The sequence below is a fragment of the Pedobacter namyangjuensis genome (genome assembly GCF_003313325.1).
Classification (GTDB): Bacteria; Bacteroidota; Bacteroidia; order Sphingobacteriales; family Sphingobacteriaceae; genus Pedobacter; species Pedobacter namyangjuensis.
This window is the reverse complement of record NZ_QMHQ01000001.1, coordinates 836,160-860,818: the sequence shown is the minus strand read 5'-3', so window position 1 is coordinate 860,818 and position 24,659 is coordinate 836,160. Positions and strand designations below refer to the sequence as shown.

Annotated in this window: 20 protein-coding genes and 4 tRNA genes; 11 read left to right on the top strand and 13 right to left on the bottom strand. The window is 37.4% G+C overall.

The features are described from left to right. The first annotated feature begins 187 nt into the window (after window positions 1-187). Window positions 188-1,312, top strand: coding sequence for an exo-alpha-sialidase (locus DUT69_RS03885; RefSeq protein WP_113651803.1), 1,125 nt, complete (start codon window positions 188-190; stop codon window positions 1,310-1,312). A gap of 56 nt (window positions 1,313-1,368) precedes the next feature. Here the strand turns inward: DUT69_RS03885 and DUT69_RS03880 are convergent. From DUT69_RS03880 to DUT69_RS03865, 4 genes are all read right to left on the bottom strand, one after another. Next, window positions 1,369-1,440 (bottom strand) — tRNA-Glu (locus tag DUT69_RS03880). Between the two features lie 81 nt (window positions 1,441-1,521). After that, window positions 1,522-1,597 (bottom strand) — tRNA-Met (locus tag DUT69_RS03875). A gap of 76 nt (window positions 1,598-1,673) precedes the next feature. After that, window positions 1,674-1,745, bottom strand: a tRNA-Glu gene (locus DUT69_RS03870). An 81-nt stretch (window positions 1,746-1,826) separates the two neighbouring features. After that, window positions 1,827-1,902 (bottom strand) — tRNA-Met (locus tag DUT69_RS03865). 114 nt (window positions 1,903-2,016) lie between these two features. On the opposite strand from DUT69_RS03865, the gene era reads away from it, so the two are divergent. The 3 genes from era to DUT69_RS03850 all read left to right on the top strand — a co-directional run bounded on the left by era (window position 2,017) and on the right by DUT69_RS03850 (window position 5,406). Next, a complete protein-coding gene (gene era / locus DUT69_RS03860) occupies window positions 2,017-2,907 on the top strand; it encodes a GTPase Era (protein WP_113651802.1) in 891 nt (296 codons plus the stop codon). Between the two features lie 260 nt (window positions 2,908-3,167). After that, window positions 3,168-4,469, top strand: a complete 1,302-nt coding sequence (gene der / locus DUT69_RS03855) for a ribosome biogenesis GTPase Der (RefSeq protein ID WP_113651801.1) — start codon at window positions 3,168-3,170, stop codon at window positions 4,467-4,469. Window positions 4,470-4,884: 415 nt separating this feature from the next. Continuing rightward, window positions 4,885-5,406 carry a GNAT family N-acetyltransferase gene (locus DUT69_RS03850; protein ID WP_205314207.1) on the top strand — a complete coding sequence of 174 codons (522 nt, stop codon included), beginning with the start codon at window positions 4,885-4,887 and terminating at the stop codon, window positions 5,404-5,406. A gap of 279 nt (window positions 5,407-5,685) precedes the next feature. Here the strand turns inward: DUT69_RS03850 and DUT69_RS03845 are convergent, their stop codons facing one another. Next, window positions 5,686-6,822 carry a histidine decarboxylase gene (locus DUT69_RS03845; protein ID WP_113651800.1) on the bottom strand — a complete coding sequence of 379 codons (1,137 nt, stop codon included), beginning with the start codon at window positions 6,820-6,822 and terminating at the stop codon, window positions 5,686-5,688. A gap of 171 nt (window positions 6,823-6,993) precedes the next feature. Then, window positions 6,994-8,598 carry a S41 family peptidase gene (locus DUT69_RS03840; protein ID WP_113651799.1) on the bottom strand — a complete coding sequence of 535 codons (1,605 nt, stop codon included), beginning with the start codon at window positions 8,596-8,598 and terminating at the stop codon, window positions 6,994-6,996. 193 nt (window positions 8,599-8,791) lie between these two features. Between DUT69_RS03840 and murQ the strand changes: the two genes are divergently transcribed. The 3 genes from murQ (at window position 8,792) to DUT69_RS03825 (ending at window position 11,037) form a co-directional block, all read left to right on the top strand. Continuing rightward, window positions 8,792-9,595: an N-acetylmuramic acid 6-phosphate etherase gene (gene murQ / locus DUT69_RS03835; protein ID WP_113651798.1), complete on the top strand. Its 804-nt coding sequence runs from the start codon at window positions 8,792-8,794 to the stop codon at window positions 9,593-9,595. A 101-nt stretch (window positions 9,596-9,696) separates the two neighbouring features. Next, on the top strand, window positions 9,697-10,263 hold the full coding sequence (locus DUT69_RS03830) for a hypothetical protein (RefSeq protein ID WP_113651797.1): 567 nt from the start codon (window positions 9,697-9,699) through the stop codon (window positions 10,261-10,263). 36 nt (window positions 10,264-10,299) lie between these two features. Further along, the gene (locus DUT69_RS03825; RefSeq protein WP_113651796.1) at window positions 10,300-11,037 is read left to right on the top strand and encodes a Bax inhibitor-1/YccA family protein; all 738 of its coding nucleotides are present in this window, start codon (window positions 10,300-10,302) and stop codon (window positions 11,035-11,037) included. 174 nt (window positions 11,038-11,211) lie between these two features. On the opposite strand, the gene thrC is transcribed toward DUT69_RS03825, so the two are convergent. The 3 genes from thrC to thrA form a co-directional block, all read right to left on the bottom strand. Next, window positions 11,212-12,519 carry a threonine synthase gene (gene thrC / locus DUT69_RS03820; protein ID WP_113651795.1) on the bottom strand — a complete coding sequence of 436 codons (1,308 nt, stop codon included), beginning with the start codon at window positions 12,517-12,519 and terminating at the stop codon, window positions 11,212-11,214. Window positions 12,520-12,605: 86 nt separating this feature from the next. Beyond that, window positions 12,606-13,535 (bottom strand): homoserine kinase, encoded by a 930-nt coding sequence (locus DUT69_RS03815; protein ID WP_113651794.1) that lies wholly within the window; start codon window positions 13,533-13,535, stop codon window positions 12,606-12,608. Window positions 13,536-13,651: 116 nt separating this feature from the next. Continuing rightward, window positions 13,652-16,108 carry a bifunctional aspartate kinase/homoserine dehydrogenase I gene (thrA, locus tag DUT69_RS03810; protein WP_113651793.1) on the bottom strand — a complete coding sequence of 819 codons (2,457 nt, stop codon included), beginning with the start codon at window positions 16,106-16,108 and terminating at the stop codon, window positions 13,652-13,654. A gap of 688 nt (window positions 16,109-16,796) precedes the next feature. Here thrA and rsgA point away from each other — a divergent pair. After that, window positions 16,797-17,717 carry a ribosome small subunit-dependent GTPase A gene (gene rsgA / locus DUT69_RS03805; protein ID WP_113651792.1) on the top strand — a complete coding sequence of 307 codons (921 nt, stop codon included), beginning with the start codon at window positions 16,797-16,799 and terminating at the stop codon, window positions 17,715-17,717. 100 nt (window positions 17,718-17,817) lie between these two features. After that, entirely contained in the window at window positions 17,818-18,270 is a 453-nt protein-coding gene (dtd, locus tag DUT69_RS03800; protein WP_113651791.1) for a D-aminoacyl-tRNA deacylase, read from the top strand. Window positions 18,271-18,356: 86 nt separating this feature from the next. On the opposite strand, the gene DUT69_RS03795 is transcribed toward dtd, so the two are convergent. Together DUT69_RS03795 and DUT69_RS03790 are read right to left on the bottom strand one after the other, a co-directional pair. Then, entirely contained in the window at window positions 18,357-19,724 is a 1,368-nt protein-coding gene (locus DUT69_RS03795) for a hypothetical protein (RefSeq protein WP_205314206.1), read from the bottom strand. A gap of 21 nt (window positions 19,725-19,745) precedes the next feature. Next, window positions 19,746-22,208 carry a TonB-dependent receptor gene (locus tag DUT69_RS03790; protein WP_113651790.1) on the bottom strand — a complete coding sequence of 821 codons (2,463 nt, stop codon included), beginning with the start codon at window positions 22,206-22,208 and terminating at the stop codon, window positions 19,746-19,748. An 89-nt stretch (window positions 22,209-22,297) separates the two neighbouring features. Between DUT69_RS03790 and DUT69_RS03785 the strand changes: the two genes are divergently transcribed. Next, window positions 22,298-23,296 (top strand): helix-turn-helix domain-containing protein, encoded by a 999-nt coding sequence (locus DUT69_RS03785; protein WP_113651789.1) that lies wholly within the window; start codon window positions 22,298-22,300, stop codon window positions 23,294-23,296. A gap of 43 nt (window positions 23,297-23,339) precedes the next feature. Further along, a complete protein-coding gene (locus tag DUT69_RS03780; RefSeq protein ID WP_113651788.1) occupies window positions 23,340-23,669 on the top strand; it encodes a nucleotide pyrophosphohydrolase in 330 nt (109 codons plus the stop codon). Here the strand turns inward: DUT69_RS03780 and DUT69_RS03775 are convergent. Both DUT69_RS03775 and greA read right to left on the bottom strand, forming a co-directional pair. Further along, window positions 23,666-24,073, bottom strand: a complete 408-nt coding sequence (locus tag DUT69_RS03775; protein WP_113651787.1) for an HIT family protein — start codon at window positions 24,071-24,073, stop codon at window positions 23,666-23,668. The two genes, DUT69_RS03780 and DUT69_RS03775, sit on opposite strands and share 4 nt — an antisense overlap. A gap of 68 nt (window positions 24,074-24,141) precedes the next feature. Beyond that, window positions 24,142-24,615, bottom strand: coding sequence for a transcription elongation factor GreA (gene greA / locus DUT69_RS03770; RefSeq protein ID WP_113651786.1), 474 nt, complete (start codon window positions 24,613-24,615; stop codon window positions 24,142-24,144). Window positions 24,616-24,659: the final 44 nt, after the last annotated feature.

The window sequence follows — 24,659 nt, the reverse complement described above, 5'->3', positions numbered from 1 at the left end:
TAAACCATTGTGTACTTTATTGTTAACGATTAGCATTTACATTATACTTAGAATGGTAATGCTTATTATGAAAAATTTAAGCATTGCGGTACCAAATGAAACAATCCGGAACAAAACTAGAAGAAATGTGGAGATGTTTGAATATTTAGAAAATTGAATTGTATTATTGTTTGTAGTCCGAACCCTTATGAAAATAGCAGCTAGTACATTTGATGAAATCCCCGGTGTCATTATTGCCAGAAAATCAGCCGACAAACAATATATCGGTTCACCAAGCATTGCTATATTACATAACGGAGAATACATTGCTTCGCATGATTTTTTTGGCGCGGACAGTAGCGAACGGAAACAAGGACGAACAAATATTTATGGTAGTAGCGACAAAGGTGAAACCTGGCATTTATTAGCTGAAATTTATGGCGCATTTTGGAGCAATCTATTCCTGCATCAGCAAGATTTATATCTTTTAGGAACGGATAAACATTTTGGAAACGTAGTTATTCGTAAATCTATTGACGGTGGAGCAACTTGGACCACACCCTTAGATGGACAAAGTGGCTTAATTTTGGATGGCAAATTTCATACTTCAGCCGTTCCTATTGTAACTCACAATAATCGAATTTGGCGTACCGTAGAAACAACATTTGGAGCAGACTCCGTTTTAGGGAAAAGATTTGGCTCAATGATATTGTCCGCACCAGTTGATGCAGATTTACTTGATGTTAAAAACTGGCAAAGTTCAAATGCACTCGCTTTTAACCAAACTTATTTAAACGGAAATTTCAACGGCTGGCTAGAAGGAAACGCAGTTGTTAATCCAATTGGTAAAGTTTGCAATATTTTACGCGTGGAGGATAAAACTACTTTGGCAGAAAAAACAGCTTTGATAAGCGTGAGCGATGATGGGAAAGAAGCATACTTTAATAGCGAAACTGATTTTGTCCCCTTTCCCGGAGGAAGCAAAAAATTTACCGTCAGGTACGATGAAATTACAGGATTTTATTGGGCTCTAAGCAACATCATTCCTGCAGAGCTACAAGAAAAGTATGCAGGTAAAAATCCTTCCTTAATCAGAAATACACTTGCTTTAATCAGCTCTACCGATTTACGAAACTGGCAAATCAAAAAAACAATTTTAAAACATGATAACGAATTGAGCTATGCATTTCAATATGCAGATTGGCTAATGGACAGTGATGATATTGTATTTTTAGCTAGAACTGCTTGGCATGATGATGATTCAGCAGAGGACCGTAGCAGACAATCTAACTATTTAACCTTTCATCGAATAAAGAATTTTAGGGAATGTTAATAGATTTTGAAAACCTAATAAACAAAAAAAGAGACTTGAAAATCAAGTCTCTTTTGTAGCCCGTAGGGGAATCGAACCCCTGTTTCCAGAATGAAAATCTGGCGTCCTCACCCCTAGACGAACGGGCCATCTTCAAGCTTAAAGTTGAAAGCTTTACATTGTAAGTTAAATCTAACTTATAACTTTTCACTTAAAACTTACCACTGTAGTGGTAGCGGGGACCAGACTCGAACTGATGACCTTCGGGTTATGAGCCCGACGAGCTACCAACTGCTCCACCCCGCACTATATTATGTTTTTAAGGTACATCAACCTATCAGCCTTGCTGATAAAAAAACCGCTCTTGGTAAAGCGGTATTTGTAGCCCGTAGGGGAATCGAACCCCTGTTTCCAGAATGAAAATCTGGCGTCCTCACCCCTAGACGAACGGGCCATCTTCAAGCTTAAAGTTGAAAGCTTTACATTGTAAGTTAAATCTAACTTATAACTTTTCACTTAAAACTTACCACTGTAGTGGTAGCGGGGACCAGACTCGAACTGATGACCTTCGGGTTATGAGCCCGACGAGCTACCAACTGCTCCACCCCGCACTATATACAACTCTAAAGGCCTTGGCAAAAATTAATTAAGCACTTGCTCCGAATTGGAATGCAAAGATATAATTCGTTTCTTTGCAGAACAAATTTATTTTAAAAAATATTTTCATGTCGCATAAAGCAGGTTTTGTAAGTATCATAGGTAAGCCAAACGTAGGCAAATCAACGTTAATGAACGCATTAGTAGGTGAAAAGCTTTCTATCATCACGCCTAAAGCTCAAACTACTCGTCACCGCATTTTAGGAATCGTTAACGAAGAAGACTTTCAAATTGTTTTTTCCGACACTCCCGGTATTATAAAACCACTTTATGGCCTGCAAGATTCTATGATGACTGCAGTAAGTGGAGCATTAAGTGATGCCGATTTAATTTTATTTGTAACCGATATCCACGAAAAACATGATGAAAATGATGTTTTGGAGAAAATAACCAATACCACTATACCTCTGGTAGTTCTTTTAAATAAAATTGACAACGCAACACAAGAACAGGTTGATGAAAAATTTGCTTATTGGCAAGAAAAGTTAAACCCGAAACATATTTATGCCATTTCGGCTTTACACCAATATAACTTAGAAGGCATTTTGCCGATGATTTTGGAAAACATCCCAGATCATCCAGCTTATTACGACAAGGAAGAATTAACCGATCGTAGTCAGCGTTTCTTTGTTTCAGAAATTATCCGAGAGAAGATCTTTTTCAACTACAAAAAGGAAATTCCCTACAGCACAGAGGTTGTGGTAACCGCCTTTAAAGAGGAAGAAACCAAAAGCGGACCAATGATTCGCATTACTACCGAAATTATTGTAGAGAGAGATTCGCAAAAAAATATTTTAATCGGTACCGGTGGAGCGATGCTTAAAAAAGTAGGCATGGAAGCTAGAAAAGACATCGAAAAGTTTTTAGAGAGCAAAGTATTTTTAGAAACTTTTGTAAAGGTTATTCCAGATTGGAGAAGTAAGAAAAACTACCTTAAAAATTTCGGGTACGACAGTTAGATTGGTTTTTTATTTTTTGGCTGATTACGTTATCAGCCATTGGCGCATTAGGATTAGCTGATTAAATCAACTGTAATGAGCCTAAAGCGAACTAAAAGCAATTTTGGTTTAATGTTCCAATTATTTACCTTACCTTTGCACTCCCTTTAAAAAAGGGTTAGTAGTTGATAGTCAAAATGTTTAGGAAATGTTTAAGCTCTCAATTATGGGTTTAGGTAACATTACAACGTTTCAACTTTAAAACGTTTCAACAAAAAATTATGAGCAATATCATCGCAATTGTCGGAAGACCAAACGTAGGCAAATCTACCCTTTTTAACCGCTTAACCGAAAGTCGTAAGGCTATTGTTGATGATTTTAGTGGTGTAACCCGCGATCGTCATTACGGCAAAGCCGAGTGGACGGACAAAGAGTTTACTGTTATAGATACTGGCGGTTATGTAGCCAACTCTGAAGATGTTTTCGAGGCGGCTATTCGCGAGCAAGTAATAATTGCTATTGAAGAAGCTTCGGTTTTATTGTTTATGGTTGACGTTACCACAGGTATTACCGACTTAGATGACGAAATTGCACAGTTGCTTCGCAGAAGCAAGAAACCTGTTTTTATTGTTGTTAACAAAGTTGATAACACACAATTAGAAAACGACGCAACTGTATTTTACGGTTTCGGTTTAGGCGAAATCTATACCATTTCATCAATGACTGGCTCTGGAACCGGAGAGTTGCTAGATGACGTTGTTAAACACTTCGAGGATATTGTTGAAGAAGAAAATTCTTTACCAAAAATCACTATTGTTGGTCGCCCTAACGTAGGCAAATCTTCGTTAATTAATGCCTTAATAGGTAAAGACAGAAATATTGTTACACCTATTGCGGGTACCACTCGTGATTCGATTCATATCCACTACAACCAATTTGGGCACGAATTTATGTTTATTGATACCGCTGGTTTGCGTAAAAAAACCAAGGTTAAAGAAAACATAGAGTTTTACTCGGTAATGCGTACCATTAAAGCCTTAGAAGAGGCAGATGTGGTTATGCTAATGATTGATGCCGAAGATGGATTAGAATCGCAAGACGTTAATATTTTCCATTTAGCAGAAAAAAACAAAAAAGGTATTGTGGTTTTGGTAAACAAATGGGATTTGATTGAAAAAAACAATAAAACCATTAAAGAGTTCGAAGATCAAATTCGCACGAAACTACAGCCGTTTACAGATGTTCCGATTGTTTTTATCTCTGTGTTAAATAAACAACGTATTTTTAAAACTATAGAAACAGCTTTAGAAGTTCATAAAAACAGAGCTAAAAAAGTACCTACATCAAAACTTAACGATGTAATGTTGCCTATTATCGAGGCTTATCCGCCACCTGCTTTAAAAGGAAAGTACATTAAGGTTAAATATATTACGCAAATTAATGGTACTTCGCCAATGTTTGCCTTCTTCTGTAACCTACCGCAGTACATAAAAGAACCTTATAAGCGTTTTATCGAGAACAAACTACGCGAGAACTTCGATTTCGCTGGCGTGCCGATTCAGATTTATTTTAGACAGAAGTAAGGTTAAGTTTGAGCCTGAGGCTTAGGTTGGGAGGATAAAGAACAAAGTGTAAGGAACAAGGAGAAAAGAATAAGGCAACATGCTTAAAGCTTGAGGAACCGAAAAACGATCCACAAAAGACAAAAAACGTTTTTTTTTTAGAAAATCAAAGTCAGCATTTTATAGCTACTTTGCCCCGCTGTACACTTTATCCCGATAAATCGGGATGTTCGTTGCCATCGGGTTTATTTAAAAAAGTGTGTGCTACTAAGTACTCTAGTTCCCTACATTGGCTCTATTTAATAGCCCTTGTTGAAGCGGCATCCCCCGATTTTTCATCGGGGATATAGCGGAAAAAAGGACTGACATTAATAGCTGTAACAATTGGCGCTTCGAAAAAGAAATTCACATCTTTAATCTACTCTAATACTAAAATATGTCAAGCCAAATACAAATCATAAATAGCAATCTTGAAGATATCGATACTATTTTCAAATTTTATGATATGGCTATTGAACATCAAAAAAAGGTTTTCAATAAACATTGGCAGGGCTTCAGTATAGATTTAGTTAAGCAAGAAATTGCTGAACAAAGACAATATAAAATCTTGGTAGATGGCATCGTTGCTTCCATTTTCGCTGTTACTTTTAGCGATCCAGAGATTTGGGGAGAGAGAGATAAAGATCATTCTATTTACATCCATCGCATTGTTACCAGCCCTAAGTTTAGAGGTTACGGATTTGTAAATATCATTATCGATTGGGCTAAAGAATATTCAAAAAAACGTGGCATTCAATATATCAGAATGGACACGTGGGCAGATAATGAAAAGCTTTTGGCTTATTATACCGGATGTGGTTTTTCGCACGTAGGCAGTATAAAAATTGAACCGAATAGTGGCTTACCGAAACATTACGACAATATCAGCTTAAATCTCTTTGAGATTGAGGTTGATTAGTAGTTGGTTAATTGGGCAAAAAGCAAAGCTTATCTAAAAACCCTCAATTCAAACCGTAGGCAGAGATCTTGGTCATCGCGTCACTTCCGCGGTACAGATACAACATCATTATTTAAGTTGGGAGCACTACTTCAACTTTTTTAACCTTGGTGGCGACGCCAACACTGGGGTGTCCATGTGTTGGCGTAACCGCCAACGCTTAACTTAATTACATAATATCGCTTCAATCACCAATGTCAAAAAAAAAGACGACGGAAGAACAACGAAAATATCTACCTTCTATTTTGAAGTTACCAAAAGTTCGGTAACCATCTCGGTTATCAAATCATCAACCTGCGTTTTCTCTATATTGGGCATACAAATTATATGCGACCAACCACTTTCTGACGCTAATTGCCACTTTTGCCTAATTCTTGCGCTAGGAGATGGAAAATTTACGGTAATTGTATGAGGATTTTGCCACGCTTCGATTCCATATTCATTCAATTTTTCAAGCGCATATTTAGCTGTTTCCAGACAATTTAAAGCACGATCTTTTAGTCCATCTAAACCCAATTTTTTGAGCGTGTACCATAAGAATAACGGGCTATGCCCATTCCTAGAACCTGTAATTGTGGTATCTACACTACCAATATAGGCTACAGAACGGGCAATTCTATCTCTGTTGGATTTTTTTACCACGACCACACCACAAGGCATAGGCGAGCCGAAAAACTTGTGTCCACTAATTGCAATACTGTCGGCACCGTCTGCAAAATCAAAAGCTGGTCTTGGCTCCACAAACGCACTGTAGCTTCCAGAAAGCGCTCCATCAGCGTGTATATAATAGTTTTTAATGGCCAGCTTCTTTAATATTGATTTAATTTTCGAGATATCATCTCGAGCCTCTGTCATTGTAGTACCTATATTTGCCATAATAATTACGGGCAATTGTCGGTTCATACGTATTGTTTCTTCTAAATCCTGGTAATTGATTTCGCCATTTTCTTGGGTGCTAATTACAATGTTGGGCATATTTAGCAAGTGTAAATTCTTTTGAACGCTGTAGTGCGTTGTCTCAGAATAGTAAACCATTGCTTTAGGATGCAACTCTCTTGCTAAAAACAAACCATACAAATTGCCTTCAGACCCACCGTTTGTTACATACCCCCACCAATCATCAGCTTCTGCCCTAAATAAAGATGCAAAAAATGCAATTACCTCTTTTTCTATCTCCCTAGAACCCACATCATAAGTACATGCTACAAATGGATCACCTAAATTATTCATAGGGTAATTTAAAAAGGGCATTAGTTCGCTAAAATCCAAATCTTTAGAAACAGGATACCCCATAAAGTCGGCAGTTTTCTGTTCTACTTGCAGAAGTAAATTGTTTAGCACTTTTTTATCTGTATCGGATAGAGATTTCGATTGCATTGCGTTTATGTTGTTGAACAACAAAACTATCGCAACTAAAACAAAATTCCTAACAACAGAGTTAAATCAAAATATTATATCGACAATAAAATATAAATAAAATTATATTCCAAAACAAGCGGACTTATTCAAGTTATGTAAAATTAAATCTACGTCTAAAATCGGGTATTTCTAATTTAAACTATTAAGTGCTTGCTTAACTACTTTATCGGTTAGATTATTGGCTTTGTAGTACCCCATATCGCCTAAATGGTATTTACACAACATCACCTTAATATCATTGTAAATGATAGGCCTTGAAGAAATCAATTGTTTATAATCGATTACAATTTTTTTAGCCTGAATATATTTCAGCAAATCTTTGTAATCGGCATCGTTAATGGTAAAGGTATTTAGGTTTTGAGATAAATAAGCTGGCGTGTAACGATCAATTAGTACGTCAAAAACAAAATCAACCAAAATCTTTTTATCAACCAAGGTTTCATAAAACTTGTTGTAACCTGCCGTATCTAAATTAACATAAACATCTGGCTGTATGCCACCACCTGCATAAACCTTTTTGCCACCTTGTGTGGTATAGGAAGGAGCTTTTTTAGCCGAATCTTTCGCTTTGCTTGAAGTTAGTTCACCGTCGTTAAATCTATCCTCTAGCTCATGCTGATAGGCATTAAAACCTTTTTTGTACGACTTCTGAATACTTCTTCCAGATGGTGTGTAATACCTGGCAATGGTTAAATTAAGTGCCGATCCATCTTCAAAAGCGAATTGTTCCTGCACCAAGCCTTTACCAAACGATCTTCTGCCCACAATAATCCCACGATCTAAATCCTGTATAGCACCTGCAAAAATTTCGCTGGCAGATGCAGAGTTTTCATTTATTAAAACAGCAAGTTTGCCTTGCTCAAATTCGCCTCCACCTGTTGCAAAATAATCGGTACGCGGTTCATGCTTGCCTTCGGTGTAAACAATTAATTTATTTTCTTGCAAAAACTGATTTGCTAGACCCGTTGCAGCGCTAACATAACCTCCACCATTATCACGTAAATCCAATATCAGCTTTTTCATGCCCTTAGCTTTTAACTGCCTCACTGCATTTATAAAATCTTCATCGGTATTTGCACCAAATTTGCTAATTCTAACATAGGCAGTTTCGCTGTTCATCATATAAGCAGCATCGATACTACTTACAGCAACTCGTCCACGTTTAATGCTAAATGTATTTGGTGTTTGGTTTCCCGGATGCATTACGGTTAAGTTAACAGCAGTACCTTTTTTACCTCTAATTTTACCAATCATCGAAGAACGGGGCAAAGATCTTCCACTAATGTGCAAACTATCAACTTTTAGGATTTTGTCTCCTTGTCTTAAGCCCGCAGCATAAGCCGGACCATCTTTAAACACGTTGGTAACCAGCAAGGTATCGTTTAAAATATAATATTCAACACCTATTCCCTCAAAATTGCCTTCTAATGATTCAGAAAGTTCAAATGCTTTTTTTGCCGGCAAGTACATGCTATGCGGATCGAGCTGATGCAACATGCTATCGATAGGCAAATGTTGCAAGCTATCGGCATCTACATCGTCAACATAATTTTTTTTGATGATGTGCAGAATATCCTCTACACGTTGATTGTTGCTATCTGCTGTTAGGTTAGTATCTCGCTGAACCTGAAAGCCTTGATCTTTTAAAAATTTATATCCCAATACCATACCACCTATTAAGGTTACAGAATAGGTTAAGGCAATAAGTAGGTTATAACGAGTACTTTTTTTCATTTGTAGAGCAACGCCTCAAAGTTATGAAAATTAGCGTGTTAATAAAGCAACAACAACGCAACATTTTAGTTTTTATATTGTCTTTTTTATTTAAACGAGAAGACAGGCAACTAATGCTACAAAACTGAATAGATTTATGCTTAATATTTCTTGCTTTTTGAAAAATTAACGAACTTTAACACAAATTATATCTATGAACAGAGTAACCGAACAAGAATCTAATTATAACGATATCGACAAGATGTCTGTAATGGAAATTCTTAAGGGCATTAACAACGAAGATAAGCTTGTACCTTTAGCAGTAGAAAGGGCATTGCCTCAAATAGAACAACTGGCATCGGCTGTTGCCGAACGAATGAAGACTGGCGGTCGCCTTTTTTATATTGGTGCTGGCACGAGTGGTCGTTTGGGTGTAGTAGATGCTTCTGAGTGCCCGCCAACTTTCGGGGTTCCATTTGATATGGTGGTAGGAATTATCGCAGGTGGCGATACTGCCATTAGAAAAGCGGTAGAGTTTGCAGAAGACGACGATAAACAAGCGTGGATTGATTTGCAGGAATACAACATCTGCGAAAAGGATTCTCTTGTAGGTTTGGCTGCTTCCGGAACCACACCATATGTTATTGGGGGTTTAAATACTGCCCGAGAAAATGGGGTTTTAACAGGCTGTATTGTTTGTAATAACGGCGGGCCAATTGTTGCTGCTTCTGATTTTCCGGTGGAGGTTGTAGTTGGGCCAGAATTTTTAACGGGTTCTACCAGAATGAAATCTGGAACAGCACAAAAGTTAGCTTTAAACATGCTGAGTACTACCGTGATGATTAGACTAGGCAAAGTTAAGGGCAATAAAATGGTAGATATGCAGTTAACTAACCATAAGCTGGTAGACCGTGGCACACAAATGGTAATGGATGAATTAAGCATAAACCATACTGAAGCGGCGGCATTGCTAGCTAAGTACGGAAGTGTGCGTAAGGCAGTAGAAGCAAGCAAATAAATTACGAATTAGGATTTACATTTTAAGCCTACACCAATTAAGCTAATTGCTGTCTGTTGCAGAACATCAGAAATCGTTAATCTAAAATCTAAAATTCCCTAATGCACGAAATTGAACCTTTTTATTTGTGGAGAGACGATTATATCGCTGCAGAAGATGAGTTATCGCCATTTTACGAAACCGAGTATTCTGAGTTTTACTACGACAAGCAGTTATACAACTTTCTCATTCATCCTCAATGGGATACCTTTGGCTCGCAAACACTTTATATAAAAGTATTGTTTGTAGATTACGATCGAAATTATGCCATTATCGAGTTGATGGGCGAATGGAATGATGCCATCAATAACGATATTATGATGCTGAAAAGAGAAATCATTGAATTGATGGTTGACGAAGGCATTAATAAATTTATCCTGATAGGCGAAAACGTTTTAAATTTCCATACTTCTGACGATTCCTATTACGAAGAATGGTTCCAAGACGTGGAAGACGGCTGGATTGCAGGTGTAAATTTTAACGAACACGTAATACAGGAGTTTAGGGAAAACAGCATCGACTACTACATCAATTTTGGAGGCGAACTAGACGACTTACATTGGCGAAAGCTTAAGCCACATCAGTTTTACAAAAAAGTTGAAGAACTATTGACAAAAAGGTTAAATTAAAACCTTATTTTTAACATAAACCAATTTTTACCATAAATGGAACAACAAAATTATCAATACAACGAAAGTCCTTCTTACGTACAACAAGGCGCCGTTTCTAAGCGTTTTTTCGGAAACGTATTTCTGTGGATGTTTGTCGCTTTAGCGCTATCATCTGTATCTGCTTATTTTTTAGCTAGTAGCCCAGTTATTTTGCAATATCTAATCGGCGAAAAGGGATTTACCATATTAGGCTATATCGCGATTTTTGCGCCAGTAGGCCTTGTATTTCTAATGGGAAGTGCAATGAACAGATTGTCTTATCCAGCTTTAATAGGTGTATTCTTACTCTACTCTATATTAACCGGAGTAATGCTAAGTTTCATTCTATTAATTTACGCCACCACTTCAATTGCGATTTGTTTCGTGGCAGCTTGCGCTATTTTTGGTGTAATGGCAGTTATGGGATACACTACTAATGTAGATTTAAGCAAATTTGGCCCAATTTTAATGGCCGGAGTAATCGGTTTGATCATTATCAGTGTAGTTAATATGTTTCTGCAGAGCGATAGCCTTGGCTACATTTTAGGTTTTATCGGCGTAGCTATTTTTACTGCGTTAACCGCTTACAAAGTACAAGAGATTAAAAGAATAGGTCAAGGTTTAGATGAAGAGGGAAATACAATTTCTACAGAAGACAGCAATAAATTGGCTCTTATGGGCGCATTATCGTTGTACATCACTTTTATTAACTTATTCCTGTCGTTATTAAGAATTTTTGGCGACAGACGATAATAACTTTTAAAGTGCTTTAAAGGTCATGCAGTTTGCATGACCTTTTTTTGTTTTAGGCAACACACCAACTGATAAAAATCAAGCCTATTAGCACATTAAAAAACAGGCATAAGCCGAAGTTGATCTATGTGCCTAGTGGTACTTACTTTTTGCTCAATTGTAAGTGGAATGATTTTATTTCTGCAACAGATACGCTTTAAAACCTTCAAAGTCCTTTCCTAATTCATTATAAACTTCAGGGTTATTTTTTAAAGATTGTACTTGAGTGGGTAAAGCTACTTTAGCTAAAATATCAGCTGGAAAAACTTCAGGGAATTTGCAAGCGTGAGCCGTAGATAAAAACACTTGAGCCGTATTTTCGCTTGGATTATTTGCTGCGTAAAATTTACTTGCCAAATAGGCGATTGCGGTATGTGGGCAAGCAACGTAGTTGAAATTTTCAAAGAGCTCCCGAATTCCAGCCAAAGTCTCTTCATCCGTAAAACGGTAGGCTTTTACCAGTTTATTGATTTCCTCACGATTTTCGTTAAACATATCCATAATGCGTACCCAATTGCTAGGTGCGCCTACATCCATTGCGTTGGCATAGGTTTGCACAGATGGTTTTGTTTCGTAAATGCCACCTTCTAAAAAACGAGGCACCGTATCGTTGGCGTTAGTTGCAGCTACAAAGCTTTTTACAGGCAATCCCATCTTGTAAGCTAGCGATCCTGCGCCTATGTTTCCAAAATTTCCACTCGGCACCGTAAAAACCACCTTATCAAAACCCTGCCTCTTCAACTGCGCATAAGCATTTAAATAGTAAAACGTTTGCGGAATTAACCTTGCAATATTTATAGAGTTTGCAGAAGTTAAACGGAATTTAGCATTCAATTCATCATCGGCAAAAGCCTGTTTTACTAAAGCTTGGCAATCATCAAAAGTTCCATCAACAGCAATTGCGCTAATATTTTTGCCATTGGTTGTCAATTGTAAACGCTGTACCTCACTTACCTTCCCTTTGGGAAACAGAATAGTTACCCTAGTATTGGGAACGCCCAAAAAGCCCAATGCTACTGCTCCACCCGTATCACCGGAAGTGGCAACCAACACATCTAATAATTTTTCGCCGTCTTTTAGGAAATGAGCCATTACCCTACTCATAAATCGGGCACCAAAATCCTTAAATGCCAATGAAGGTCCGTGGAACAATTCTAGCACAAAGGTTTGATCATCTAGTTTGACAACTGGAGCATCAAAGTTTACCGCATCTTCAACCAAAGCGTTAAGCGCCTCTATTTCAATATCATTTTTAAGCAAAGCTGATGCAACTTGTTTCGCAATATCTTGTAAGCTAAAGTTTTCTATATTTTCGATAAAGTCCTTACTTAATTTAGGAATTTCAACAGGCATGTAAAGGCCTTTGTCTTTAGGCATGCTATTAAAAACGGCTTCTTTAAAAGAGACACGTAAATCTTTATTGTTGGTTGAGTATAGTTTCATTTAAGGTTAGCGGTTTAGGGTTATAAGGTTTAGGGTTTAAGTGCTCGGTATTACCTACGCCCTAATCCTTCAACCTTAAAAATTATTCACATAATTCTTGGTCCTTCGGCATTTACCGAAGAAACGTAAGCGTTGCTGTTAATATTTAATTGAGATAAATGTTTTTGTTGTGCATCGGTTATTTTTCTAGCAGTTGCCTCATCTTTAGCTAACGCGAATACAGATGGACCAGATCCAGATATTCCAAAACCTACAGCGCCGTTTTGCATTGCCAGTTCTCTCAAAGTTTCAAATCCAGGGATTAAGATTGATCGTGTCGGCTCTACCAAAACATCTTTCATGCTTCTGCCTACCAGATCAATATCGTTTAAGAATAAGCCACTTACCAATCCGGCTACATTTCCCCATTGGGTAACAGCGTCTTTGAGTAAAACTTTAGATCGTATCATTTGCCTTGCATCCTTAGTAGGTACTTCTACCTCCGGGTAAACAATAGCTGCAAACAAATTTTCTGGTGTCGGCAAAGCTATTAAATCTAAAGGCTCATAACTACGAACCAAAACAAATCCACCCATTAACGCAGGTGCAACATTGTCGGCATGTCCGTAACCGCAGGCCAACTCTTCGCCTCTCATGGCAAAAGGGACCAGTTCTTTAGCAGTTAGCAAATTTCCCATTAGCTGATTAATGGCATATAAACCGGCAACGGTACTTGCAGAACTAGAACCCAATCCGCTACCAATTGGCATCTTTTTATGCAGTTCTATTTCTACGCCTACGTCTTTTCTATTTATATGTTCAAGGTAATGCTGTACAACCGCACTTACCGTATTTTTATTAGCATCCAAGGGCAATCTTCCATCATCGCCAGTAATTTTCAGTAAACGAACACCAGGTTCATCAACCAATCGCATTACCACTTCATCGCCAGGTTCGTTAACTGCGAAGCCTAATACATCAAATCCGCAAACTACATTGGCAACGGTGGCAGGAGCGAAAACTTTTATTTCTTTCATATCTGGATTGAAGATTAAGGAGCAAGGAATAAAGACCTTGTTCCAAATCTAATTTTATAATTTCTTTATGGTCTTTTTTATAGTTGGTCTTCGCTGTTTTGTCTTTGTTCTTTTATCTAATTTCGCTCTCCACCTACATTAATAATATCTGCAAAAACACCAGCCGCCGTAACTTCTGCACCAGCACCCGGACCTTTAACTACCAACGGTCTAACTTTATACCTGTCTGTAGTAAAAGAAATGATATTATCACTGCCAGAAAGCATATAAAACGGATGGTTGTCATCTACCATTTGCAAGGTGATGGATGCTTTCCCATCTTCAAGTTTGCCAATATACCTTAATACCTTTTTGTTAGCTTCGGCTTCTTCTTTCAGTTTAGTGAAGTACTCGGCATTAAGCCTAAGCTGTTCGTAAAACGCTTCTACAGTTGGGGCTTGCAGACAGGCATCGGGCAACATATTCTGAATACTCACATCAGCTTCTTCAAAAGCATAACCCGCATCGCGAGCTAAAATGAGCATCTTACGCATAAAATCTTTCCCATTCAAATCATCTCTTGGATCTGGTTCTGTGTAACCTAATTCCTGCGCTTCTTTTACCACTTCATGAAAAGCTACATCGCCCTTAAAATGGTTAAAAATATATGAAATTGTTCCTGATAATATGGCTTCGATTCGAGCTACCTTATCCCCGCTCATCATCAAATCTTTTAACGTTCTAATAATTGGCAAACCTGCGCCGACATTAGTTTCGTAATAAAAATCAACACCAAACTTACGGGCCGTATTTTTAAAAATTTCGTACTGCGCAAAACTTGCCGAGTTGCCAATTTTATTACAGGTAACCACAGAAATACTAGCTTCGAAAATACCTTGATAAAATGGTACGGGTTGCGGACTAGCGGTATTATCTACAAACACACAGTTTGGTAAATTCATAGCTTTCATTTTGGCTACAAAGGTCTCCAAATCCGCTGGCTCGCCTTGTGTATCTAACGTCTCTTCCCAGCTTTGCAAAGCTATACCAACGGGCGATAACAACATCTTTCTGGTATTAGCTATACCCATTACTTTTACTTGCAAATCGTTATTTTTAGCCAAAAAAGGCATTTGAACCTGCAGTTGTTTAAATAAGGTTTTACCAATATTTCCAGTTCCTAAACAGAAAACGTGTAAGGTTTTATTAAGCTCGGTATAAAAAGCATCATGCACCGCATTTACCGCTTTAGATAAATCTGCCTTGGCGATAATAACCGAAATATTATACTCAGAAGAACCTTGCGCAATGGCGTGAACATTTACACCATTTCTGCCCAAGGCATAAAACAACTTACCAGAAATTCCTGGCGTACGTTTCATGTTTTCTCCCACTATTGCCAGCACGGCCAAACCAGTTTCTACTTCTGGCGCTTGTAATTTGTTGGCTTGTAATTCTAAATCAAATTCTTTAGCAATTAAATTAACTGCTTTAACCGCATCATCAGGTTTTACGGCAAAAGTAATGCTATGCTCTGACGAAGATTGGGTGATTAAAACCACGTTAATTTGCTCGCGAGAAAGCAAAGAAAACAATCGTCCACTAAAACCTGCCTTGCCAACCATACCGCTACCAGCCAAATTAATAATGCTGATATCATCTATAGAAGAAATTCCTTTTATAGGCAAAGCCGATGGTTTTGCACCATGACGAATGTAAGTGCCTTCAAAATCTGCTTCGAAAGTATTTCTGATAACAATTGGAATCTTCTTTAAAAAAGCCGGTGTCATTGTAGGCGGATAAATAACCTTGGCCCCAAAGTACGACAGTTCCATTGCTTCTATGTAGCTTAACTCTTCTAACGGAAAAGCTTTTTTCACTATCCTTGGGTCGGCAGTCATCATACCGTTTACGTCGGTCCAAATTTGTATTTCGTTTGCATTTAAGGCCGACGCTAAGATTGCCGCAGTATAATCGCTACCGCCCCTACCTAATGTCGTAACCCTGTTCGCATCATTACTGGCAACAAAGCCAGTAACAAAAAGGATTTTATCGGCATGCTGCTCATAAAAATCCTTCACCAAAAAGTCGGTTAATTGAGTATCAACTCTTGCCTGACCGAAATTACTATCAGTTTTAATAAACTGTGTTGCATCTGCAAAAACCGCTTCCGGAAATTGCTGTTTAGCAATATGGCTAACCATTAAAGTTGAGCAACGTTCGCCATAGCTTAGCACCAAATCCTTAGCTTGCAAACTCAATTCCTTTAAGTTATAAATGGCTTGCAAAAGTTCCTCCAGCTCGTTGAAATAAAGCTTCAGCTTAGTTAAAACAGGATTTTGCGCCGCAGCAGGTAACAAAGCTCGTACTACATCAAAATGGCGTTGCTCTATAGATTTTAGTTCGCTACTATAATCTTGCCCTAATGCAGCCTTTTCTGCCATAGCGGTTAGCAAATTGGTTACGCCACTCATGGCCGATAAAACCACAATTGGTTTTTCTGGCTGTTGATTTTCCTTTGCTAAGATGTTCAACAAAGCGCTAATGCTTTCTACCGAACCTACTGACGTACCGCCAAACTTTAAAACATTCATAATTTTAGGTTAAAAAAAAAAGCGCTCCCGATATTCTCGGGAGCGCTTTATATGTTGTGTTTCAATTATACCACTAGCGTTTCCCCATCAGGCATTGGCCTGTTGTTGATGTAATAATGGTAATAATTGTGTTGTTAAAAATCATTTTCTCTTGGTGTATTTTCTACACCACTAAGTAGACGATTAATTTTTACAATGTCAAGTGTTATTTTAAAATATTTTATTTTTATTATTAAAAACAGTTGTAAGCTATAAAATTCGCAATGGTTTACAACATTTGATGATTTTATTTTTTTGAAAAGCAGATGCAGTAATTCATCGGCAAGTTCTGTCCCGCTTTACGTTTAATCTTTTTTGTTTTAAGAACAAAAAAGTATATCACTGCAATCGGGTTTAAGAACAAAAGCTTTTTTAGCAACTGGGTTTTTTGTTAGTTTTTTGCATGGCGATAAATTTACTAAACCTGTCAGCAGTGAAAATCCTTTTTTGTTTTTTTTGCAGAGTAGTAGATTCATTTTGGTTTTGCGCTATACGCGGTGATATCTCCTAACGTTGATATGCCAAAAAACAAAAAAGATTGTAATGGATGGCAGGGCTTTCGGCCCATAGCAGCGTTGCAATTGCTTTTCAAATTCTAAATAATCGTTTTCAATGTGTGTAATCATATCACTACCTTTGTTTTAAGAATATGCAGGGATTAGTAATTAAATCTACCGGGAGTTGGTACCAGGTTGTTGCCGAAGACGGTAACACTTACGATTGCCGTATTAAGGGCAAGTTTAGGATTAAGGGAATTCAAACGACAAATCCGGTTGCTGTGGGCGACAAGGTAGGTTTTGAGCTGGAGCCTAATGCCGATACCGGCGTGATTGATCGTTTAGAAGAACGGAAAAATTATATCATCCGGAAATCTATTAACCTAAGTAAACAAGCGCAAATTATTGCAGCAAATCTGGATCAGGCTTTTTTAATTGTAACGCTTGCTTCGCCACGAACGTCCTTAGGCTTTATAGACCGTTTTTTGGTTACTTCTGAAGCGTACAGCATCCCCACTTCGTTGATATTTAACAAGCTTGATCTTTTCAGTAAAGAAGGTTTAGAAATTTTAGCGGAGTACAAAGCTATTTATGAAGCTATTGGCTACTCTTGTTATGAGGTTTCGGCCTTAAAAGGCACCAACATTGATTTAATAGAGGGATTATTAAAAGATAAAACCACCTTGTTTTCTGGGCATTCTGGTGTTGGAAAATCGAGCTTAATTAATGCCTTGTTACCAGGTTTCGAGATTAAAACCGGCGAGGTTTCTGAATGGAGCGATAAGGGGCAGCACACCACTACATTTGCCGAAATGCACAATTTGCCTTTTGGCGGTTATTTAATTGACACTCCCGGAATCAGGGAATTAGGGGTCTTCGACATTAGACCCGAAGAGTTGAGCCATTATTTTGTAGAGATGCGAGATCGCTTAAACCAATGCAGGTTTAACAATTGTAGGCACGTTAACGAACCCGGTTGTGCGGTTATAAAAGCTGTTGAAGAAGGTGAAATTGACTTGAGCCGCTACGAAAGCTATTTGAGTATTTATCATAATAACGATACGAGGGGCTAGTTTTTTGGTTGGTTAGGTAGTTGGTTGTTTAATAAAGGTTCAAACATATACAAAACCCTCATAAAATGATTATTTTTTTTCTATTAAAAAAAAAACCAAAATGAGAGCAGTTTTACAAAGAGTTACAGAAGCGAGTTGCAAGGTTGATGGCAACATTACCGGACATATTGAGCAGGGCTTTTTAGTTTTGTTGGGTATTGAAGATGCCGATACGGATGAGGATTTAGAGTGGCTTGCACAAAAAATTGCCAATATGCGTGTTTTTAGTGATGAAAATGGTTTGATGAATAAAGCCTTGGCAGATATTGATGGCAATATTTTATTGATTAGCCAGTTTACATTATTTGCATCGACAAAAAAAGGTAATAGACCGGGCTTTACCAGAGCTGCAAGACCAGATAAAGCGATTCCGCTTTATGAAGCTACGATTAGTCGTTTATCAGCTTTGCTAAATAAAGAAGTTGCTTGTGGCGTTTTTGGTGCCGACATGAAAATTAGCCTAGTTAATGATGGGCCAACAACAATCATAATTGATACTAAAAACAAAGAGTAAGCCCAACCCTAAAGAGACTTTATTATATACCACAAACGCCCCGATAATATCTGGGCGTTTGTGGTTTGAGAGCGTTTTAGTTATTTTTAGTAAGCGCCGATAAAGCGATGTCCTGTACCATTTGCTAATTTAGCACCTTTGGTAAGCACACCTGTTTTCCAATTGTAAACAAATACATTACCTGGCAAACTTACTGGAGTTAACGGAACGTAAACAAAATCACCTTGAACTGCAATACTTTGGTGCTGATCGAAGTTTAAACTTGCTTCATATTCCGTTGCAATTTTGGTAGCAGTTTTAGCGCTTAAATCAATTAAAGCTAAATAACCACCTTTTTTATCAATATCATAAAGCACAAACCCTTTGTTATTACCAAGATATTTCCAAGCTTTGATACCAGCAACGCCTGTTACATTAAGTGCTTTACCTAAATCAAACAGATAATTATTATCATAGTCGTTAGTATTTTTATCTATACGTAAAATGTGCGGATAACCTGTAGTGTTTACACCTGTAGCTTGGTAAACGTGACCATCATCACCAATATACTGGATCATGGTGCGGTAGCCGTTATTACCATATTTACTTTGAGTAGACCAGATTAATTTAGGATTTTTCAAGGTTGGATAATCGAGTACTATAGTAACTGTACCAGCAATATTTGCTGCATCACTTGGCCAAGAAATTACACCCGAAGTTGCATTTTGAGTAGGCGTACCAGCTGGATTTATTTTAGAAACGCTAGCACCAATATATACTTTATCTTTTGCCTGATTAATTATAGGCACATCGATACGGCTAACCGAATAACCTGCCGCAAGTTGTGCTGGAGTAAAAGGTAGATCAAATGAAGCAGTGTTTAAAATACTTGGATTATCAAGGTTAAGTGAAGCAACTGCTGCTGTAGATTTTATAGATCCAAAAGTTACAGCCGGAAATGTTCCTGTAAAAGCAGTTTCGGTAGAGATACTAACACCAACGCCAACGCCTTCAGCAGCTTTTACCCAGCGAGGTGAAGTACCTAAAATAATTGCAGTATTAACTTCGTTGCCCTCTCTTACGTATTTTTCTTGTCCATTAACTTTAAATTTTTGGAAGATACCACCGTCAGTTCCAGTATACTGGATATCGTATAAATATTTTCCATCTGCAGATGCCTGCACACGAGAAGTACGTGGAGACTCTAACTTTAAAGCCTTTCCTGTTGGAAAAATATCTAATTCAAATGCTGGATTAATTGCTTGTTCGTGCGAAATTCCGTAAGCTAATGTTCCACCATTACCATCGCCATCATTAGTTTGTTTTAAAGCTGCTGTAAGTGTAATCCACCTTGTATCGCCTGATGGTTGGGGCTGTTCAGGAGCTGGGCTATCACTTTTGCTGCAACTCCCTAATGTTAGAGAAGCAATTACAGCACTAAAAACTGCGGTTTTAATTAGTTGTGTTTTTTTCATATCGAAATTAATTATCTGTTGTTAAAATTTTCCAATCGTGTAATTCAATTTAAAATATAATCCCCTACCTGGTTTTTGAACACCAAAGTTGTCGTAAAGGGCTGTATTAAATACATTTTTCGCATCCAAACTACCAATGAGCTTCCCGTTTGGAAATCGGTAGCTGGCACCAAAATCATGCGAAAACTGGGCAGGCGTTAAACTTCCTTCAGAAGGGTACCAGGCAATATCGTACGCACCGACATATCCGGTATTGTAGTAAATATTCGTGACAGATTTTTTCTGTAGAAAATTATTCAATCTGTATTGAACGTTTGCATTTACGGTAAAAAATGGTTCGTTAGGTACCTGTAAATTATACCTATCATCTCGGGCACCTGCATCATCACGTTCTCTTTTGTATAGCGCATTAAACTTCGAAAAGTTAACTGATGCATTTAGCTTATTATTAAAAACATATAGCACCTCTGCCTCTATACCTCTCGATTGCGTTTTACCAAGATTAACAAAACCTACGGCTTGTATATCCAAATCGGCATCGGTAACAACACTATCAACCGTTTGTCTTGTAATTTTATCAAATCCATTACGCCAAAAAGCACTGGCATAAAATGAAAGTTTATGTTTGCCAAAATCCAGACTACCAAACCTAAAACCAATATTATAATTGATATTCTGTTCTGGTTGCAGATTTACGTTAGGTAAAATGTTAGTTTCTGGATTTCCATACATTTGCTCTTCGGTAGGCATGATATAGCTATTTTCCATCGAAGCGATAAAAAAAAGTTTTGGGATGACATTGTAGGATGCAGTAGCCCCATAACCAAAATTATCATTAAATGACCTTGATGTTTGCGGATTTAGTTCGTAAGATCCATCAGCTTTGTAAGTTGCATTTGGATTGGTTTGCTTGGTACTGTTGGCGGTATATTTAACCATTAAGTTTGTTTGCAACTTATTATTAAATGTTTGAGCCTCATAATTTGCTGACACAATATTTTTCATAACCTGAGTTACCGTTATGAGATCTTTGTTTACATCTCTTAATAAATTTGTGTCATCTCTATCCGTTACCTCAATTTTGTGATTCAACGAAACACGATGACCGGGTATAATTGTATAAGCCAAATTAGAACGTGAGTTTGTTATTTTTCTATCAACCTGACTAATTGTTGGTGCACCTTGTTGAGCGCCATTTCTTGGGGCTTTTATAATTATAGGAGGATCGCCTGCCTCAATCATGAAATCGGTGTGCAAGATGATAGGTTTCCCATCCCAGTTATATAGTGTAGTTACGGTATCCTGTACATAAGTACTACGGCGACTATGTACAGCATTAATATTCAAGGCTAAACCATCTATAAAAAGATCTCGCTTTGTATAATTCATCGTAAAAACATTTGCCTTATATTCTGTAAAACGACCAACGTACGGCTGAGCTGTAGTTGTACCATGAGGTATTTCGCTATAAGTATCTGATACGTTATAGCCCAAAAAAAACTGATCGGCCCACTTAACATCAGTAAAACCAGCCTCAAATCGACCACCAATAGACTTATAAGTATTATTAAATCTTTTTGCCCTAAAATCACGTATTAATATGCCGTTTCTATCTGTATACTTTGCAAACTTGCCCCACATTTCGCAACTATTGTCTGTATAAGTATAAAAACCTGAACCTCTAAATGACAACCCATTTTTTTTATCTCTAAGTGTTACACTTGCATCAGCATTGTAGGTATTAAATGAACCGTAAGAAACCGCAACAGTTCCATTATTACGCGAAACATCTTTTTTTAGCACCACATTAATTGCACCTCCAACATAATCGCCTGTTAAATGAGATGGAAGAACACCTTTATATACCTCAATACGTTCTATCATTGCTGGCGGAATATTATTCAGATTAAAAGAAGACCCATAAGTTGAAACCTCAATTCCATCTAAAAACACCCCAATCGTACTTCCCGACATGCCATTTAAGTTATATTCAACTTGAGATCCGACGCCTCCGTTTTGTCTCACACGCACTCCTACAGATCTGTCTAGAAGTTCGTTTGTAGTTAAATTTCTTAACGAGGCTTCCTTAGTTTCGATTATAGAAACCGCAAAGCCACTAGTTTCCATCTTTTTCTTTTCGGTTTTGCCAGTAATGCTAACTTCATTTAGGACTTTATTTTCTTTGGCTTTTACCGCTACATTAAAAATGTTTATTGCTTTATCTACTTTAACATCTACGGTTTTGAAAACAATTTCCATAGAGCTAACCTCCAAGATGTAAGAACCGAAAGGAATACCTGTAAACTGATAGTTTCCTTTCTCGTCGGCGATAACTTGTTTGCCTAATGGTTTTAGGGTTAGGATTGCACCATCTACTCCAGTTCCGTTTTCTACCGTTATTTTACCGGATAATTTGGCTACCTGAGCTTGAGCAAATACCGAAATTGTGATAGAAAAGTAAAGAAATAGTAAAATTTGTTTCATATAGCGGGTATAATTCTGTATTCTATTTAGAAAAAGTCTAAATAAACTTACCTTGCGGTCGCAAATGTACGCTGCCCAATTTTCAAGGAATGACAACATCAGAAATTTTAGTAACGCGAAAGGAAATAATCAACCCTAAAATAGTTGAACCGCTTACTGAATATAATGAGACATTAGAACGGCATAAGAAAATTGGCGATTTTGCATCACATAGCTATATTTTTAGTGACTTGCTTCTTGACCGTGACCATCCAAAAACCATAAAATTTTCGGCAAATTGTAACTTGATTTTGATGCAGTTTTGTTTAAACGGAGAGTGCCGCATTAGCGATCATAATCAAAAAAAGACATTCACTTTCGGCAATTCTGTACACAATAGTATTTATATCCCAAAGGGAGATTTTTACCTTCAGAAAAAAAGTACTACGCTTAATCTTCTTCATGTCTATATCGCAGAGGATTTTTTCTTCAGGCAAATGCCAGATCAGCATGATGCTTTTAACAAGAAAAAAATCGGCGCATTAAGTTCAATTTTTTCAAAAAACATTCATATTTCTCCTAGAATTAAAAGCATATTGGTTGAAATTGAAACCTGCCAATTTGGAGCTCACTTAAAAACACTCTACCTAAAAGCCAAAATAATTGAGTTGCTTACTATGCAATTAGCAGATGCAGAATTGATTAGTAAAGTTGAATTAAAAATTACTGAGGTAGAAAAAATGGCGGAAGTTAAAAAGCTAATAGAAACCAACCTGCAAGAATCTTTTAACATTGCCTACTTAGCTAGGGTGGCCGGAACAAACGAACAATATTTAAAAAAGCATTTTAAACTATTATACGGAAATACTGTTTTCGGCTACATTTTATCGTGTAGAATGCAAAAAGCCAAAGACATGCTTCTTGCCGAAAAACATCAAATAGTTGAAGTGGCAGAAGCAGTTGGCTACAAACACGCCACGCATTTTACCACTGCATTTAAGCGATTTTTTGGCTATCTGCCTAGCGCCATTAAAGCCAAGTTAATGCTCGGTGGCTATTTCTCTTTAGGCTTGGAATTAGAATTCTTAGAATTGCTCATCGCTATTTAAAGCTAATTTATATACCTTCGGTTTAAGATTAAGCGCAAGACACATGACGATTAAAGAAACTCAGGAAACCGTTGACAACTGGATTAAAACTACTGGCGTTCGCTATTTTAACGAATTAACCAACACCGCAATCTTGATGGAGGAAGTTGGCGAAGTTGCCCGTATAATGGCCAGAAAATACGGCGAACAATCTTTTAAAAAGAGCGATGAAGAGGTGGATTTAGCCGATGAAATGGCCGACGTACTTTTTGTATTGGTTTGTTTGGCTAACCAAACAGGTATAGATTTAACGGAAGCATTAGAAAAAAATCTCAAAAAAAAGTCTATCCGCGATGCGGATAGACATATAAATAACAAGAAGCTAAATCCTTAAGGAGCGGTTATATCTCTTAAAGCATCAACAATTTTTTCTTTGGCTTCGCTCAATTGCCCTGGCGTTAGCTTTAATTTTTCATTAGCAAAATTCATGTCGTTCATTTTGTTAATTGGAATAAGATGAATATGTGCATGTGGCACTTCTAAGCCAATAACGGCTACACCAACACGTTCGCAAGGAAATGCCTTTTTAATACCCTGGGCAACTACTTTTGCGAAAAACTGTAAGCCTCCATAGGTTTCGTCGTCCAAATCAAAAATGTAATCTACCTCTTTTTTAGGGATAACCAATACATGGCCCATCACTAAAGGGCTAATGTCTAAGAAGGCTAAGAAATCAGCTGTTTCAGCAACAATATGTGCCGGAATTTCGCCTTGTACAATTTTAGTGAATATACTCATTTCTTAAGATTGAAGGTGAAAGCTTGAATTTTTAAGTTTAAAATTGAAAGCTCCTTTAGGGGTTGGGGTTATCTAGAAATTTCCAATATTTCAAATTCAATTTTACCTGCCGGAACTTGAATTTCGGTTTTATCGCCAACAGATTTACCTAACAAACCTTGCGCAATAGGCGATTTTACAGAAATCTTTCCTGTTTTTAAATCAGCTTCTGTTTCAGGAACTAATTGGTAGCTCATGGTAGCGCCGTTTTTGATATTCTTGATTTTAACTATTGATAATGCTAAAACCTTTGATAAATCAAGTTTGCTCTCGTCAATCAGCCTTGCGGTAGAAAGCGTAGCCTCCATTTTAGCAATTTTTGCTTCATGCATTCCTTGCGCTTCTTTGGCAGCATCGTATTCTGCATTCTCAGATAAATCGCCTTTATCTCTAGCTTCTGCAATCTGTTTAGAAATTGCTGCTCTATCTACGGTTTTTAATTTATGTAATTCCTCTTTCAGTTTATCTAAACCTTCTTGGGTATAATAAGTTACGTCTGACATATCTGGTTATTGTATTAGTGATTCCTATAAAAACAAACAAGACT